This window comes from Lentibacillus songyuanensis, assembly GCF_039548255.1.
In the GTDB taxonomy this organism is placed as follows: Bacteria; Bacillota; Bacilli; order Bacillales; family Amphibacillaceae; genus Lentibacillus_C; species Lentibacillus_C songyuanensis.
Genome location: NZ_JBCLVH010000001.1, coordinates 218385 through 235930, shown reverse-complemented (window position 1 = coordinate 235930; position 17546 = coordinate 218385). Strand labels below are relative to the sequence as shown.

16 protein-coding genes and 1 pseudogene are annotated in these 17546 nt (G+C 41.5%); 7 read left to right on the top strand and 10 right to left on the bottom strand.

The genetic code is table 11. The features are described 5' to 3' along the window. Nucleotides 1–15 precede the first annotated feature (15 nt). The 5 genes from WMZ97_RS01135 to WMZ97_RS01115 form a co-directional block, all read right to left on the bottom strand. Nucleotides 16–897, bottom strand: coding sequence for an ABC transporter ATP-binding protein (locus WMZ97_RS01135; protein WP_343270208.1), 882 nt, complete (start codon nucleotides 895–897; stop codon nucleotides 16–18). A 72-nt stretch (nucleotides 898–969) separates the two neighbouring features. Continuing rightward, nucleotides 970–1590, bottom strand: a complete 621-nt coding sequence (locus tag WMZ97_RS01130) for a TetR/AcrR family transcriptional regulator (RefSeq protein WP_343270207.1) — start codon at nucleotides 1588–1590, stop codon at nucleotides 970–972. Nucleotides 1591–1930: 340 nt separating this feature from the next. Further along, entirely contained in the window at nucleotides 1931–2848 is a 918-nt protein-coding gene (locus WMZ97_RS01125) for an MBL fold metallo-hydrolase (protein WP_343270206.1), read from the bottom strand. Nucleotides 2849–2941: 93 nt separating this feature from the next. Next, the gene (locus WMZ97_RS01120) at nucleotides 2942–3439 is read right to left on the bottom strand and encodes an LURP-one-related/scramblase family protein (protein WP_343270205.1); all 498 of its coding nucleotides are present in this window, start codon (nucleotides 3437–3439) and stop codon (nucleotides 2942–2944) included. Continuing rightward, nucleotides 3436–3615 (bottom strand): hypothetical protein, encoded by a 180-nt coding sequence (locus WMZ97_RS01115; RefSeq protein WP_343270204.1) that lies wholly within the window; start codon nucleotides 3613–3615, stop codon nucleotides 3436–3438. Before WMZ97_RS01115 ends, WMZ97_RS01120 begins: the two co-directional genes overlap by 4 nt. Before the next feature lie 468 nt (nucleotides 3616–4083). On the opposite strand from WMZ97_RS01115, the gene WMZ97_RS01110 reads away from it, so the two are divergent. The 7 genes from WMZ97_RS01110 (at nucleotide 4084) to WMZ97_RS01080 (ending at nucleotide 12058) form a co-directional block, all read left to right on the top strand. Then, on the top strand, nucleotides 4084–4242 hold the full coding sequence (locus tag WMZ97_RS01110; RefSeq protein ID WP_343270203.1) for a Fur-regulated basic protein FbpA: 159 nt from the start codon (nucleotides 4084–4086) through the stop codon (nucleotides 4240–4242). A 152-nt stretch (nucleotides 4243–4394) separates the two neighbouring features. Beyond that, nucleotides 4395–4913 carry a universal stress protein gene (locus tag WMZ97_RS01105; protein WP_343270202.1) on the top strand — a complete coding sequence of 173 codons (519 nt, stop codon included), beginning with the start codon at nucleotides 4395–4397 and terminating at the stop codon, nucleotides 4911–4913. 246 nt (nucleotides 4914–5159) lie between these two features. Then, entirely contained in the window at nucleotides 5160–6134 is a 975-nt protein-coding gene (locus WMZ97_RS01100) for an L-lactate dehydrogenase (protein WP_343270201.1), read from the top strand. A gap of 303 nt (nucleotides 6135–6437) precedes the next feature. Continuing rightward, nucleotides 6438–6758 carry an ArsR/SmtB family transcription factor gene (locus WMZ97_RS01095; protein WP_343270200.1) on the top strand — a complete coding sequence of 107 codons (321 nt, stop codon included), beginning with the start codon at nucleotides 6438–6440 and terminating at the stop codon, nucleotides 6756–6758. 12 nt (nucleotides 6759–6770) lie between these two features. Continuing rightward, entirely contained in the window at nucleotides 6771–9308 is a 2538-nt protein-coding gene (locus WMZ97_RS01090) for a heavy metal translocating P-type ATPase (RefSeq protein WP_343270199.1), read from the top strand. Between the two features lie 711 nt (nucleotides 9309–10019). After that, nucleotides 10020–10487: a MarR family winged helix-turn-helix transcriptional regulator gene (locus tag WMZ97_RS01085; RefSeq protein ID WP_343270198.1), complete on the top strand. Its 468-nt coding sequence runs from the start codon at nucleotides 10020–10022 to the stop codon at nucleotides 10485–10487. A gap of 155 nt (nucleotides 10488–10642) precedes the next feature. Continuing rightward, complete coding sequence (locus tag WMZ97_RS01080; protein ID WP_343270374.1) at nucleotides 10643–12058, top strand: MDR family MFS transporter; 1416 nt, start codon at nucleotides 10643–10645, stop codon at nucleotides 12056–12058. A gap of 111 nt (nucleotides 12059–12169) precedes the next feature. Here WMZ97_RS01080 and WMZ97_RS01075 read toward each other — a convergent pair whose 3' ends face one another. The 5 genes and pseudogenes from WMZ97_RS01075 to WMZ97_RS01055 all read right to left on the bottom strand — a co-directional run bounded on the left by WMZ97_RS01075 (nucleotide 12170) and on the right by WMZ97_RS01055 (nucleotide 17428). Next, complete coding sequence (locus WMZ97_RS01075; protein ID WP_343270197.1) at nucleotides 12170–13612, bottom strand: serine hydrolase domain-containing protein; 1443 nt, start codon at nucleotides 13610–13612, stop codon at nucleotides 12170–12172. Nucleotides 13613–13647: 35 nt separating this feature from the next. Continuing rightward, on the bottom strand, nucleotides 13648–14715 hold the full coding sequence (locus WMZ97_RS01070; RefSeq protein WP_343270196.1) for a sensor histidine kinase: 1068 nt from the start codon (nucleotides 14713–14715) through the stop codon (nucleotides 13648–13650). Further along, nucleotides 14715–15392 carry a response regulator transcription factor gene (locus WMZ97_RS01065; RefSeq protein ID WP_343270195.1) on the bottom strand — a complete coding sequence of 226 codons (678 nt, stop codon included), beginning with the start codon at nucleotides 15390–15392 and terminating at the stop codon, nucleotides 14715–14717. The genes WMZ97_RS01070 and WMZ97_RS01065 overlap by 1 nt, the downstream gene beginning before the upstream one ends. A 196-nt stretch (nucleotides 15393–15588) precedes the next feature. Then, a pseudogene (locus tag WMZ97_RS01060) lies at nucleotides 15589–16403 on the bottom strand (ABC transporter permease). Next, a complete protein-coding gene (locus WMZ97_RS01055; protein WP_343270194.1) occupies nucleotides 16400–17428 on the bottom strand; it encodes an ATP-binding cassette domain-containing protein in 1029 nt (342 codons plus the stop codon). The pseudogene WMZ97_RS01060 and the gene WMZ97_RS01055 overlap by 4 nt, the downstream one beginning before the upstream one ends. Nucleotides 17429–17546 lie beyond the last annotated feature (118 nt).

The window sequence follows — 17546 nt, the reverse complement described above, 5'->3', positions numbered from 1 at the left end:
CCTCCTTTACCATGCTCATCCTTCATAATGCCGCATAAACAAATCTTCAAGCGTTGGTGGTACCGCTTCAAACTTCTTGACACCTAATTGACCCGCTTTTATTAACATGTCGTTGAGGTAGTGATTTTCTACAGCGAATGTCGCTTGCTGGCCATTTTGTTTAAAGTCATAAACGCCATGTAAATCAGCCAATTCTGCAACATCCCCTTCTGTTACTAGTGTTACAGTGGAACGCGTCAAATGGCGCAACTCATCAAGGGTTCCTGTTTCCACAATTTCACCGCGGCGAATAATAACAACTTTATCTGCCAAGCGCTCCACTTCACTCAAAATATGGGAAGAAAGCAAAATGGATTTACCTGCTTGCTTGATTTGTTCAACTTCTTCCTGAAAAACCGCCTCCATCAAGGGATCCAGGCCAGAGGTTGGCTCATCAAAGATATATAAATCCGAATCGACCGATAGTGCCGCAATTAATCCGACTTTTTGACGGTTTCCTTTTGAATACCCTTTGGCTTTTTTCTTAGGATCCAATTCAAAGCGTTTCATTAGATCATCCCGTTTTTGCTTGTCTCCACCGCCGTGCAACTTCATAAACAGGTCAATGATTTCCCCGCCCGTCAGATTTCCCCATAAGGAAACATCACCAGGGACATAGGAAATCCGTTTATGGATGGCAAGGCTGTCTTTCCAAACATCCTTACCAAATATTTCTGCATTGCCGGCATTCCGCTGGATAATCCCCAATAAAATTCGAATGGTCGTTGATTTACCAGCACCATTCGGACCAATAAATCCGACAACCTCTCCCGCACTTACCGTGAACGTCACATCGCTTAACGCTTGAAACTTGCCAAACCTTTTTCGCAGACCCCGTACGTTTACAATTTCATTCATAACCCGGCAGCTCCTTTAATTAGATTTTTGACCCATTTCACTTACCAAACGTACCCGTTATGAAGCTTATTACTAGTTGTAAAAGCTGGACCTCAATATTTCAGCATACCTCTCCCATTCTTTGAGGTATTCCTCCCCAAAATCTCCTATGTTTTCAAAGGAGTTTATTTCCTGAATGGCTTTTTCTCCAAAACCAAACATCGTCCAATTCAAGATTTCAATCGCCTTATCAATATCGATATCCTTTCGAAACTTGGAGTAATCAATGTTTTCATATATTTTCTTTGTGCCCCGATCATAGACTGGATCAAGCTTTAGTTTAATCGTATCCTTTACTTCTACCGAGTCCTCTTGAACGGCAGATGCCAAAAAATCAAATACATAAGGGAACTTTTGATGGATATACATCTTCTGCAGCCCTATATTCTCAATTCTTTTGAATAGATCGGTTTCGTTCAAATCGATTTTTTCGTATAATTTTTCAATAACTTCAATGCCATATTCCATTACATACACATAAAGCTCTTTCTTGTTATGAAAGTAGTTAAATAATGATCCTTTAGAGATATTGGCCTGCTTTACCATTTCGTTTGTAGATGCTTTTTCAAAACCATTTTGAACAAATTCTTTAATTGCGGCATTAATTATCCGTTCACGTTTCTCTGGCTTTAGGCTGTTAAATATGGAATTCATAAGGCTTACCCCCTTTCCGTCCTCATTTATTTGACCACTGTGGTCATAATATAACATGAATGACCACAGTGGTCAATATAAAGGTTAGTGTAATACCTTTTACCCCTTTTTACGACGCATAAAAAGGATGTAAAAAAGTGAAATAGATACGTTTTGGAAACCTGTGCATCCCACACATTTCGTACTTACTCTCGTACGTTTCGGGGCTGGTCTTGCACGTCTCAAGATTGTTCCCGCACGTTTCGGGCATGGTCCTGCACGTTTCGGGCATGGTCCCGCACGTTTCAATCCTGTTCCTGCACGTTTGGTTCTCTAACCCATTATGCTAACTACTCATCTGTCAAATGCTGATCGTCTCTCCAACCTTCATAACCTTTAAGTTGTTATCATCCAATTTTCTTTTTTCCCATTCGGCTAGTAAGCGATCGAGCGCCTCTTTCGGTGTATCATCGGCTAGCATAAACGTTCCATAATGCATTGGAATCATCGTTTTAGCGTTTGTATCTATGAATGCTTTCACCGCATCTTCTGGGGTAACGTGCTGGGAAGACATGAACCATTCCGGCTCATATGCTCCAATTGGCATCAGACAATAATCAATGTCATATGTCTTTCCAATCGCCTCAAAACCATTGAAATAACCGCTATCCCCCGCAAAATAAATGGTTTGCTCGGAGTCCTGAAGCACCCATCCTCCCCAATGGGAACAATTTGTATCTGTGAGCGTCCGTTTGGTCCAATGCTGGGCTGGAACAAAAGCAAGTTTTAATCCAGTTACTGTATGCTCCTCCCACCAGGCACATTCAATTGTTTTATGGATTCCTTTACGATGAAACCATTTTGCAAGTCCAATAGGGACAACAAACATTGGATTTCCTTTTAGTTTTTTTATCGATGCATCATGCAGATGATCATAGTGACTATGAGAAATCAGCACAAGATCGATTGCCGGCAGTTCATCAATAGGAATCCCTGGAGGTGACAAGCGCTTTTGAAAGCCCATTCGCTTCGCCCAGACTGGATCAAATAGTATATTTCGTCCATTCATTTGAATCAAAAAAGTGGAATGACCAATCCATGTGATGGTGGAGAGCGAACGGTTTGTCTGCAAAAACTGTTCTTCTGTTTTGTTTGTAAATGGAACCTGAAACGACATATCTTTCTTTTTTCTTCTTCTTTCTTTTTGCCATCGAAGGATATCTTTAACTGTATTAGGCTTGATATGCGTATCTATATTTTCATAGCGATTTTTTTTCATGAATATGCACCTTCTTGAACCTTGAATTAATGAACATGTACCCCGATTGCCTGCACCAAGCTGTCTTGAACGGATTGGTCCGGCTAATCACCGCTAGTTGGATGTTGCCGCCGTTGTGGCTGCTTGATCCGCCTTTACACAATCAATAGCTACTACAAGCGCAATGAGGATTGTCTCCATTTCTTCCTTCCATACCTGGATCTTATAACTATCTCCCCAGGTGAACCATTGCTTGCTCACCTCGCCAACAGCTTCCCCCTGCTGGTATACCTGAAAATGCATGTCCCACCAGTTGCCACGCACTTCTATATCTGCCGCATCTATTGTATAGCGTGCTTTAAAGAGTGAAAAAGCCTTCTTAATCGTTACGACTTCCTGACCTTGTACCTCCACAAAAAACTTCGGTAAAAGGCTAAACGTTTTTTTGGTAATGAGAGCAACTTCCTCACCCGCTATATCCTTAATGCTAAAGGTTTTCGGAACGCGCATCAAACTGCCTTTCACGAAATAAACATCTTGCTCATCCTGGTCCTTCACCGTGAATTTGCTATGTAAACTGAATACCTTTTGTTTAATATAAAGTTGCTTCATGCCGTACCTCCGTCCTTCCCCGTTATATTTCTTCTTGTTGCGTCATTTCCCTCTAAACATCCTTGCATGGAAGCAGGCAGCATTCGAAATAGTAATCCTTTGTACTTCAGATCCATGAGTCCCGCAACAACGAGAATACTAATGATGATCGAGATAGATAAACTTTTGGTCTGCATTGTTGATTTTCCTCCTATATAGTGACAGTAATAATATGGTAATGGAATTATTTTGACGGCTACATATCAAGTATACCAAGTAAATAGAATAGCTAGTAAAACTTTACATGATTATATAAAAAGGAAGATGAAATAAGCATTCGATGGTACTTAAACCTTAACACACTGCTTATCTTTAGAAAACGGAAATTGTAAATAACATCATTCATCTTAAACGAAAGAAATATATTGTATATTTTAGATACAGAGGTTTAAATTAACATGTCTGAAGGGAAGATAGATTTGGTAGGCTATAGTAAACATTAAATAAGATGTACACAAGGTAAAGGTGTAAGCCTATATTTATCGCAACAAGAATGGTACACATTTTTATTCCGATCGTACACACGCAACTAACCGTAATGATAATAACATGACTATCAGCCAAATCACGTATGCAACTTCATGTTTTGTTAAGGAGCCATAGAAATGGAAAGTATTTCAGAAATAGATCATCATGAAAAACAGCTGCTTATGGAGCAGCTAATCGATATGGAACGATATAAATCCTCAGATGATCGTCATTTATATGAGTTAACACTACAAGAATTAATAGACGAATTTAATCAATATATGAAAAACAAGTAACGTTGATAGCAAGTTATAGAATCAAGAGACGAAACGTTATTTGGGGGGCAGCACAGACAACAAGGTTTATCCTCGGGCAATAACGTGTATTGTATAGTAAGTAATACGGCTTGAAAATATAAACGCTAAACACAGGAAGGGAGTTTGTTTACATGAAACGTTTCAAGAATATCCTTGTTGCTTTTGATGGCTCCTCGGATAGCGTCCAAGCACTAAAAGCAGCTGAAACCCTTGCCAAAGATCAGCAGGCCCAACTGACAATTGCTTATGTAGATGATAACCCAGACCGCCAAGAGACTGTTTATTTAGCTTATGATTCCGCCGCATCAGAAGATTTAAATTTGTCGCAGTCCCAGCCAGTTATCCCTGGTCCGATGCCTGTCGTGCCACCCCATATTGAGGAAAGACGTATTCAAACGGACGGTGATGATACCGAACCGGACGTGATTATTGCTGGTGCGAAAAACCGTATTTCAGAGGTTGCAGAAGTAACGTACGAAATTTTGACTGGCAAAGCAGCTGAGACCTTAACTAACTATGCTAATGATCATGATATTGATCTGATCGTGGCTGGTAATCGTGGTATCAGTGGCATGAAAAAACTGTTCATGGGCAGCGTCAGTCAGAAAATCACAAACGAGGCATCATGCGCGGTACTTGTTGTAAAATAGGGTTTTCATTTGTGATGAAGGAACGAATGAAAAAAAGTGCATGTACTCGGATCGTGTACAAAACAGATCCGGGTGCATTTTTTTGCCAAATCACAAAGTCAGCAAGAAGCCTCATTGTCAGGAATAACCCTCATTACGTATCTGCATTATCCTTGAACTCCAACTATATTCCCAACTGCAAATTTGTGTGAAATTTCCCTTTACATGATAAAATAACACTATTACGTGTACAAGGAGGTATTACTATTGAAAAGGAATAAGCTAGTTATTGTTGGTGTAGGGCATGTTGGTTCATATGTTTTGGCAGATGCGATGAAAGTAGGCCTATTCTCGGAAATTGCTGTGATTGATAGCGATAAGGATGTTGCTTATGGGGAAGCGCTGGACCAGGAACATGCAACCTCACTTACATATATGGCGAATACAACAGTACGTGCTGGCGATTATTCAGAATGCGCAGATGCGGATGTGATCATCTGTGCTGCTGGCCCAAGCATGATAAAAAGTGAGAACGACCCCATGCCTGACAGAGCACAATTGGCTCTTGTTAATTCAAAAATCATTCGGGAAGTCATGACAGGTATTACGAAATATACGAAGGATGCCATTCTCATTTTTATCACAAACCCGTTAGATAGCATGGTGTACATAGCAGAAAATGAATTCGACTACCCGAAAGGACGCATATTCGGAACGGGAACAATGCTTGATTCCGCACGCCTGCGTAAAGTGATCGCCACGAATTATGACATCGATCCAAAAAGCGTGACAGGTTATATGATGGGCGAACATGGACATACTGCTTTTCCCGTATTGAGCCGCTTAAATGTGCAAGGGTTCGGTGAACAGGAACTCGACCACGTTTTTCAAGGAAACGTGCCTTTAAATCGGGAAGTAGTAAAAGAACAAGTGGTAAAAGCCGCCTTTGATGTTCTGAATGGAAAAGGGTGGACCAATGCTGGTGTTGCCCAAGCTGCTGTTACATTGGCGAAGGCTGTCATGCTGGATGAGCGCAGCGTTTACCCAGTATGCACCACATTAAACGGCCAATATGGCTACAATGGAGATGTTGCATTAAGCATGCCGTGTATCATCGGCAAAAATGGCGTGGAAAAACAATTGGAAATTGACCTCGATGCCCAAGAAATGGAATGGCTGCATCAATCCGCGGATTATATAAAAAAAGCAATGGAAGTCGCTGGGACAGGAAAGAAGGTCTAAATCCTTCTTCTCTCCGATACTTTATTTAAGCAGATATGCACGAGAACGGAACACTAAACGATATGCTCCATAATTTTACCCCGTCCTACTATCGGACGGGGTTATTTATTAGTACAGATGTCAAATTCGTCCATCCTATCCCAATTTATTTCTTCATCGGTGATAACAGCCTTTTCCTATCCCTATAAGTCTATTGCGTTAGCTTTAATCATTAGACAAACTATTGACACACATATTAGTTCTTGCTAATATAATGATTATAAAAACATATTAGCTTTAACTAATATAACAGGAGGTTGGAACGTGATAAACATTGACATAGACACGAAGATGAAATTCATGCATGGCTTTTCACATAAAACGAGAGTTCAAATACTTGAATGCATAAAAGAAGAAGAAAAGACAGTTTCGCAAATCGTGGATAATCTTAAAGGTAATCAATCCAATATATCTCAGCATTTAGCATGCTTAAAAGGCTGCGGATTAATTGTAGGGAGGCAAGACGGAAAATATGTTTATTACCGCGTACGCAATCAATTAGTGCGGGATTTATTAACGATGGTTGATGTCGTACTGGAGGATGTCCAAAACGATGTGGCAAGCTGCCAGAATCATATAGATTAGAAGGTGGAATATATGACTGATCAAGGTTGCGGTTCTAACAAACATAACACTGCGACTGTTGTTCATAACCAAGCATGTTGTAATCACCACGCTGCAGTCAATGAAAAGGAAATGAAAAAGGAGCCATGCCGCAGCCCTAAGATAGAAGAAATGAAATCCAATCGTATAACAGAAACCAGCCAATGCTGTTGTAGTAATCATACAGGCGAAACGCAAATGGATGATCAACCATCCATGACAGAAAAAAAGGCTGAATATCATATAATTGGAATGGATTGTCCATCCTGCGCTTTAACAATCGAAAAAGGATTGCGTGGGTTAGATAACATTCAGGAAGTAAAGATAAATTATAACACTGCAAAATTACAGGTTATCGGCCACACCACCCAAGCCTTTGCTTCAATCGAAAATATCGTTCAAAAGTTAGGGTATACAGCTGAGCCAATTGAGCAAAACAAGCATGTTAGAACGTACGAGGTAACAGGAATGGATTGTGGCAGTTGCGCCAAAAGTATTGAGAATCACTTAAATACGATTCCGGCAGTTAACAGTGTGCAGGTTCATTTTTCAACTGGGAAAATGAAGATAGAACATGATAACACCGTAGACGATATTGTGGCCGAAGTATCGAAGCTAGGGTACAAAGCTTCCTTGATCACAGAAAGTCATAAACCTGCTCAATCCCAAAAATATAAAGAGGGATACGGATTTATTATTTCTTCGGGTATTTTAATTGCAATCGGTTTTATTGGCTCTTACAGTGGCCTTTCATCATTATTATCAACCCTTTTATATGCAGCAGCTATCGTTATCAGTGGCCATAAACCGGTGAAAAGTGCCTATTTTTCGATAAAAAGCCGATCACTTGATATGAATGTTCTCATGTCAGCTGCTGCCATTGGGGCTGCTTTTATTGGAGAATGGTTTGAAGGTGCAACCGTCGTATGGTTGTTCGCTTTGGGGAATGTACTGCAAAACAGATCGATTGCGCAAACAAGAAAATCTATTCGCAATCTAATGGATCTGGCTCCAGCAGAGGCTTGGGTTAAAGTTGGCGCAGAATTAGTAAAAAAGCCAGTTGAAGCTATTTCCGTTAGCTCAATTGTCATCATTAAACCTGGTGAACGAATTCCGTTGGACGGTGAGGTTATTCAAGGCGAAACAAGTGTTAACCAGGCGCCGATCACAGGTGAATCCATTCCCGTCGACAAACAAATTGGTGACACCGTTTATGCGGGTACCATTAATGAGAGTGGTTCCATTGAAGTTAACGTCACCAAGTTAGTTGAAAATACAAGTCTATCCAAAATTATTCATCTTGTGGAAGAGGCCCAAGAACAAAAGGCACCTAGCCAGGCATTTGTCGATAAATTTGCTAGTTTATATACACCAATTGTTTTCTTGTTGGCTATTGCTGTCATCGTTGTTCCACCACTGCTCGGTTTTGGCACATGGGGAGAATGGGCTTATAAAGGTCTTGCATTATTAGTAGTGGCTTGCCCTTGTGCATTAGTAATATCTACTCCTGTTGCGATCGTTTCCGCGATTGGGAACGCGGCAAAGAATGGCGTGCTAATAAAAGGCGGCACATTTCTGGAGAAAGCAGGTGCGATAAATACAATTGCATTTGATAAGACCGGAACATTAACGGAAGGAAAGCCAAAGGTTTCTGAAATAAAGGCACTGACCATTTCAGAAAATGAATTACTATCCTTGGCGTCCACACTCGAGGATTATTCCACACATCCGATAGCCAAAATGATCGTTGCCTATGCGAAAGATAAGGGTATTCCATCTAAACAGGGAACCTTATTTAGAAATATCGCTGGTAAAGGTGTGCAAGCAACGATCGATGGTAACATATATTACGCGGGCAATCTAAAGTTATTTGAACAAATGGATATGCCCTTAGAGAAAGTGAAAGCCAAGATTGACACAATCCAAAATCAAGGAAAAACGGTCGTGATCATCGGTACAAGTGATAAAATAATGGGTATCATCACTGTGGCTGATACAATGCGCACAACGACTATTAAAGCATTACATGAATTAAAACAGGCTGGAATTAAGCAACTTGCCATGCTGACAGGGGATAACGAAGGTACTGCAAAAGTTATTTCTAAGCAAACGAAAATCAATCGCTATTTTGCAGAACTACTGCCTGAGGATAAAGTAACCGCTATTAAACGGTTACAGAATGAAGGAAGAACGGTTGCCATGGTTGGTGATGGTATCAATGACGCACCAGCATTAGCTACCGCGAATTTGGGAATTGCGATGGGTGGTGCAGGAACAGATACAGCAATGGAAGCAGCTGATATCATCTTAATGGCAGATAATCTGGAACAATTGCCCCATACGGTTAAACTAAGCCGAAAAGCATTGGCGATTATTAAACAAAATATCTGGTTTTCCCTACTAATAAAATTAACAGCATTCATTCTTATATTCCCGGGCATACTTACGCTTTGGATGGCTGTATTAAGTGATAGCGGAGCGGCTATTATAGTAATATTGAACGCTCTGCGTCTTCTAAAAATAAAAAAATAATAACAAAGGCTAAAAGCACCCGGACTAAGGAACGCCGCCTAAGTTCGGTACGTCCTGTGCCAACGTCAGCATGACCTGCATCTGGCGGGCCAACGTACACACTGCGCCCTGCCACTTAGATGGGTCGACTTTGCCGTGCAATGCGGGGAACTTAGCTGATCTTCCTCTTCATCCGCAATGAGATAATGTTACATGCTACTGCAACAGGGGTGGACATGACCCCAAGCGACAGCCAGTTCTTAGTCGGCCTTCCTTTGTCCCCTGAACCGATGTGCTTGATCTGCGTGAAGAAGGGCGAAGTTTGCTTTGGCGCTGGCGCCGGACATAGCCTATTTTGGAATGAGTAAAATAGAGTCTGATTTTTTCAAAAACATTTATGTATTAAGATACGCTATAACAAATTAAAGTGCGTTGTATAGATTAATCGTTGATTGAGCGCTATCGAAAACGCAAATAAGATATTGTCACAAAACAGACTTGTCATGTTAGAAGTAAGAAGGTGTATTAACGGCAGGCGACATTTGTGCGCCTGCCTTTTTGCCATACATTAGCTTTCAGCTCACTCCATAATTATTTTACACCTGTTCCCCGTTTATTATATAGTAAAGGTACGGTGTCAATTTATCGGAAAGGTTTAAATAACTTGTTATAAACAAATTATTCAACGGGAAAATGTAAGAATTGGTGTACAAACGAGTGGGAGGACAGGTCATGAACAAAGAAGAACAGCTTATAATAAATTTCAGGGATTTATTCAACAAGTTGTCTTGGATTAATAAACCTAAGATGGAAGAACATCTTAAGGGGTATAAGCCTTCCGAAGTACATTGTATCGAATCCATTGAAAAAAATAGAGACGCCAATTTGACAAAACTTGCGGAGTCCCTTTATATGACTAGAGGTGCCATCAGTAAATTAACAAAAAGGCTTATCAACAAAGGTCTTATTGAAAGCTACCGAAAACCGGATAACAAAAAAGAAATCTATTACCGGCTAACGGAACAAGGGAAAGTAATTTTTAATATACATGAGGAACTGCACAAGGAATTTCAAGAACGGGACAAAGCCGTATTTGAAAACGTAACTAAAGAAGAAGTTGACACTATGCTTCGATTCGTGGAAAGTTATCGCCGGCATTTGGATAAAGAAATAAAGAAACAAGGCATAGCTATTCATTAAAGCAGATTACATTTGAAAGTAAGTAAAGTAATAGGCGGCCCAACATTATATGAAACAGGCTGCTCTTTTTATTGCTACCTTTTTGTTGACAAGGAAACAAAATGACGTTATTATTTTGTTGACAGGGAAACAAAAAACTTTAAAAGGAGTATATGATGTCAAAAGATAATGTAAAAGAATCAGGTCTTCCAAAAGAAATTCTTGCTGCCGCCTGGGCTATTGCACTGGGAGCAATTGCTCCAATGCTTGACTCAACCATGGTAAACATCGCCATCGACAAACTAATGAAGGATTTCAACACGACATTGGGCACTGTTCAATGGTCCGTTACAGGTTATGTGCTAGCTCTTGCAATTGCAGTTCCAGTTTCGGGATGGTTGATGAACAAATTTAATGGAAAGAAAGTCTTCATCGGCGCAGTGGTCGCCTTTGGTGTCATTTCAATTTTTATTGGACTTAGTTGGGATATTTCAAGCTTCATCTTCTTTCGGTTAGTACAAGGATTTAGTGCCGGGATTATTACCCCGCTCATGTCAACACTTCTGGTTAAAACAGCAGGACCAGAAAATCTGGGAAGAGTGATGGCAATCGTCAGCACACCTATGATCCTTGGCCCAATCTTAGGACCTGTAATCGGCGGTTTTATCGTTCAAGGTGCCTCATGGCATTGGATCTTCTTCATCAACGTATTCATTGTCTTGATTGCTGCGCCACTTATGATGAAATATATTCCGGACTTTGAAGCCTTCAACAAGAATAGTAAACTCGATGTGTTTGGGATTGTCAATTTGTCCCTCATGAGCGCTTCCTTAATATATGGGATTACGAAAGCGGCCGACCACGCATCATTTCACAATCATGAAACAATCCTGTGGGGGAGTATTGGCCTTGTTTTAGCAATAATTTACCTTATGTATAACCGAATCAAGCAGAATCAAACAGTGCTTCCAATGAATTTATTTGCACACAAAACTTTCTGTGCATCCAGCATCGGGTTGTTTTTAGCAAATATTGCTGTGATGGGACCCATGTTAATCCTGCCCTTGTTCTTTCAAAACTTCCGTCATTTCACGGCCATCCAAGCAGCGCTTGCATTAATTCCTCAAGGCGTTGGGATGCTCATCACTCGACCAATGATCGGAAAAATGATTGATAAGTTCGGTGCAAAATATGTGGTAATCGTCAGCCTTGTCCTTTCACTTATCGGATCTATTCCACTTATCTTTATCACAGATAAAACAAGCATGATTTGGATCTCCATCGTGTTGTTCATCCGTGGTACCAGTTTTGGAGGGATTATGCTTCCATTGACGAGTGACGCGTATACAGGACTTAACAGCAAACAACTGCCACAAGCAGGAGTTGGTATTAATATTATAGAAAACCTTGGGTCAAGCTTTGGGGCAGCCATGATCGCAACTGTTGTTGCAACAGTCATACAAGGGTTTCAGCCAACAATCGCCAATGGCTTAAAAGGTTATCATGCCGGATTCTTCGTGTCCACCATCGTTCTTGCGGTAATTTTCATACCAAGTCTATTTCTCACCCATAAAAGGGATACATCATCATAGGAATTCAGAACTTGGGGCATGTTCTGAATCCCTGTTTATCTCTTATTTATTTGGAAAATGCTATGTTCATACAACCGGATGCTGAAACTATCCTTTTCCCATTGTATCGTTTCAGGTTGTCGCTCCTTCGTCGTCATTTACTTTTGGTATTTGTCTCGATGCAAATGCAACTCGATGAACTTCATTGTTCTCGTTTCTCATAAAACGAATGGTAAAATCCATTTCTCTCATATTAAATAAAAACAAGTCGTGTCCAATTGGCGTCAGCACAGCTTCCAGCAATCCGGTGATGCCCATATGCAGCTGTTTATCCTTCACATCGAACGCACATCTCATCCCATCCCCTGAGACGAACGTTCCCTCATACTCACTTAAACTTTCGGGTACTACATCTACCTGTTCTGCATTGATGTGTGACGCAGCTAACGGCTTGCCCAGGTGGTCGGCAAATGCACTAAAAAGCAGTTTGGACGACGGTGCGCCCGCTAAATTGGCAAGCGATACTCCTGTTAGACCGATTTCGGGAAGGATATTCATTTGGGCCGTTACTCCCTTCATATCTCCACCATGATGAATAAGCTTATAACCAAAGAAATCCGGGATGATCATTAAACCGTATCCGTAATAAGCACCAGGCTCACTTTGGATGTAAGGTGTTGTCATAGCCCGCACACTTTCTGGTGACAAAATTCGCACATCATCAACCTTTCCGTCATTTCGAATTACTTCCATAAACCGGAGCATGTCGTTCACCGTCGATTTTAAAAATCCCGCTGCACGCATGGCTGGTGCGTCCCACGGATGATTAGACCGAACAGCTGCCGCTTCATCATTTTTTGGTTGCATATCGTATAATACTGCGATGTCTTCATGTTCCTTCGAGTTCTCCAATTGAAAACTACTGTTAAACATACCAGCAGGCGATAAGATATTTTCTTGCACATATTGTTCATAGGACTTATCGCTGACGCGTTCAATAATCGCTCCTAACAGGCCATAGCCATCATTGGAATAACTGAATTCACACCCTGGTTCACCAAGCGGCATAAATGGTGCATTGGCGATCGCCTTCATTAACGCTTCATATGTATCAATTGCCTGGAGGGCATCCAATGGATTGTCTTCCTGTTGATTGCCTGCAAACGCTGGATCCTTTTCAATACTGCTCTTCACTGCACCCATTAGTGTTGGTAAGGACGGCAAGCCGGATGAGTGGGTCAAGAAATGATGGACCGTTAATTGTTTCGTTTGTCTTTCATTTGGCAGCTTAAATTCTGGCAAATAGCTTGTAACGAGATCGTTTACAGACAGCTTCCCTTTCTCTTGTAACTGAAGAATCGCAACAGCTGTGAATGCCTTTGTTATAGAGCCGATGCCAAAAACCGTATCCGGGGATAACGGAAGTGCTTTTTCCATATCCCGAAACCCAAACCCGTTTTCATACGTTAGCTCACCGTCTTTGGCTAGTCCGATCGCAAAACCAGGCACATTATATTTCTTCAGTATTTTCCCGCAGTATTGTTCGAAGTCCTGCATTTCTGTTTTTTGTTTCATATGTATCCCCCTTGTATGTTATTGAAAGGAAAAAATCAAGCGGGTAACGTAACGTTAAACGCTGTTCCTGCCCCGGATTCACTTTCCACCTGAATTTCACCATGGTGTAAATCCACAATCTTTTTGACAATGGATAAACCGAGTCCACTGCCCCCACTGTTGCGGTTCCGCGATTGATCCGCTTTATAAAAGCGTTCAAATATATGCATAAGCGCATCCTTTTCCATCCCGATCCCGGTGTCTTGTAGGCTTACCGTCACCATTCCTTGTTCTGAGTGAAACGCTTTGACTGTAATGGTGCCACCTTTTGGCGTGAACTTTATACTGTTATGAAGCAGATTAATCCATACTTGATCCATCATGTCTTCATCAGCAGTGATCGTTCCATTTTCAAGCGAGATATCCATGTTTATTGCTTTCTCCCTCCATTGCGGCTCATTTGCAAGTATGATGCGCCTTAATTGATAATCGAGCCGATACGGTTTTCGCTCCAGTGGTAAATGTTCGGATTCAAGAGACGAAAGCTTTAATAGATTTTCACTCAGTTTAGACAATCTGGCACTTTCCGTTTCAATAATGTGCAGATAGTGTACTCGCTCCTCTTCACTTAAATCGCTATTCTTCAACGTATGTGCAAAGCCGCTGATAGACGTCAAAGGGGACTGGATTTCATGCGACACGTTCGAGATGAATTCCTGACGCATTTCCTCCATTTCCCCCAACTTCTCTGCCATATCCTGGATACTAGTAAAAAGTTGGGAATAGGGGTGATTATCCCTTTCTCGAAACTGGTTTCCATAAAACGAAAAGTCGATATTAAAATTTCCTTCTGACATCTTCTTCATTGCCTGAAGCAAAGGGCTGAGAAACTGATTTTGTTTTGATCGAACCCATGGCAATTTTGTTACAATAGCAATGATAAAACCAAAGAGAAAGAACCCTAAAAAGGAGCTAATAATCTGTCTGCTCCATTCATTCAAGCTGATTTGCGTCCAATCAGAAAAAAGTGTTGCTAGCCAGTACCCAAAGGACCAGCACAAAAATAAGGATAGCATCACCCCAATAAAACCCAATACACGTTTTATGATTTCGGTAATTTTCATTACTTTACCTCCAGGCGATAACCAAGTCCGCGAATGGTCGTGATTTTAAATGGACAGCCTGCATAAGAAAACCGCTCCCGCAAGCGTTTAATGTGTACATCAACGGTCCGGTCATCCCCTTCATAATCAAATCCCCATATATCTTCAATCAACTGTTCCCGGGAAAAGGTTTTTTGTGGATGTGAGGCAAACTTAAACAACAGTTCAAATTCTTTTAAAGGCAGTGTCATTTCCCCGCTTCCAATCGATACCTTAAAAAGGTCACGATCCATGACGACATTTCCGATTACCACTTGATTCGACAGGTTGATTTGATAACGTTTTAGCAGAGCTTTCACTCGTACCGCCAATTCAGCTGGTGCAAATGGTTTAACCAAATAATCATCGGCTCCAAGCTCAAACCCCTGTACCTTTTGAGTTGTTTCCCCTTTTGCAGTCAACATAAGGATGGGCAATGTCTCGGAGTAATAGTTGCGTACTTCGCGGCAAAAGGTCCATCCATCCATATTAGGCATCATAATATCAAGTATAATGGCGTCTATTTTATTTTCATCAAGCAGGGAAAGCGCGGCTGTCCCATCTTCTGCCTCCAGCGTGGATAAGCCTTCATTAGCTAACGTGACACGAATTAATTCCCGAATATATGGGTCATCATCAACAATTAATAGTTTGGCCATCTCGTTCAGTCCTTTTTTATCCCGCCTTAACGGACAGTATAACTCCCACTTCAAGATGTTGAGGTGGAACGAAAAAACAAGTAGGGGTCAACTGCCAGTAAAGCTCCGATTCTGTTCACTACGGAGAACTGCCAGATCAAGAAGCAGTTCATTCAACATATCGTATACTTACTTTATCACTTTTTCCTTTGGCTTACTATGCGCGCCGCATATAAGCACGTACGGTAATAGGAGCGAAAATTGCTACAATAACCGCTGCTCCAATAAGCGACAGGGTGAAGTCCCAGCCAAACGTTCCGTTATTGGTTAAGTCCCTTACCGCCGTTACCAGGTGTGAGATTGGATTGATTTTAACAAACCATTGAAGCACTTCAGGCAGTGTCTCCGCCGGCACAAATGCATTTGAAAGAAACGTAAGTGGAAATAATACAATCATCGAGATTCCTTGTACACTTGAGGCTGTACGTGAAATAACTCCAAAGAAAGCAAATATCCAACTAATCGCCCATGCACAAGCAATAATCAGAATACCCGCAAGAAACACATAAGCTAAACCACCTTCAGGACGATACCCAATAATATATCCCATGGAAAACGTAAGCAATGTTGCAATGGTATATCGAATGGTATCAGCTAATAAGGCCCCTGCTAATGGGGAAATACGCGCTATGGGAAGTGATTTAAATCGATCGAACACTCCCTTATCCATGTCCTCTCTTAATTGTACACCTGTCACAACGGATGTTGTAATAACAGTCTGAACAAGAATTCCCGGAATAATCACGGGCAGATAGCTTTGTATATCCCCGGAGATTGCTCCCCAAAAATGTATGTGAACATGAGCGTAAAAATTATCGGCTGCAATGTCACATCAAATAATTGCTCTGGCGTGCGTTTGATCTTAAGCAGGCCCCTATATGCCATGGTTAAAGAGTTTTTTACCGATTTCCGAAAGCTTGTATGGTTACGGAGCCTTTGTTTATTAGATATGCTTCCTACTGTGTTACTCATATGATCTCCACCTTTCTATCCGATTTCCCAGCTGTGTTTTCCGCTTGTGAACGCGCATCCTGACCAGTGATCGACAGAAAGACCTCATCAAGCGTTGGTTTTTGTACACTTAATGCTGCCAATTGAATGCCCGCTTCCCTAAGCTTGATCAGCAAATCCGTTACCCGGTCAGCATCAGCCAGTGGCGCAGTGATTTTTGCACCCTCTGCAGACACCGCAGTCTGGACATGAAGCACGTGACGAACAATAGAACAGGCCTTCTGCATCTTGTTTTCGTCCTTGATCGTTACATGCAGAGTTGACGTGCCAACAGACTCCTTCAGTTCATCTACGGTACCTTCTGCCACCACTTTTCCTTGATCAATCACTGCAATACGATCTGCCAGTTCATCCGCTTCCTGCAAATACTGCGTTGTCAGCAGAACGGTTGAGCCTTCATTTATTAACCGTCGGATCGTATCCCACATCTGGTTGCGTGTTCGCGGGTCCAAACCGGTAGTAGGCTCATCTAAAAAGATAAGCGGTGGTTTAGCAATCAGACTTGCAGCTAAATCCAACCTGCGTCGCATTCCACCTGAAAAATTCTTCAATGGCCGTTTTGCCGCTTCTGTTAAGCCGAACTCCTCCAGTAATTCCACCGCCTTGCGCTTTGCTTCATTTCGACCGAATCCTAACAAGCGGGAAAAGATAACTAAGTTCTCCGTAGCACTAAGTGACTCGTCAACAGAAGCATACTGACCGGTAACGCCGATTAATTGACGCACCAGCTGCGGCTCCTTTTGCACATCGTGTCCAAAAATCTTTGCTGTACCGGCATCTGCCTTCAATAAGGTTGCAAGCATTCGAATCGTCGTTGTTTTCCCTGCTCCGTTAGGCCCGAGTACACCATAGATCTCACCTGCACGCACGGTTAAATCGACCCCATCAACCGCACGATGATCTCCAAATGTTTTAATCAATCCTTGTGCCTCAACAGCAATGTCCCGATTATTTATCCCTTTATGATTATTCAATCGTTTACTCAACGTATTTCCTCCTTCATATGCTTAGATGAACCATGTGTAGATACTAAACCGCTTATATGAACTGAATATGAACAAAAGGAATAAAGTGAACTTTTATTCAGCGGTGATCTTACTTCCC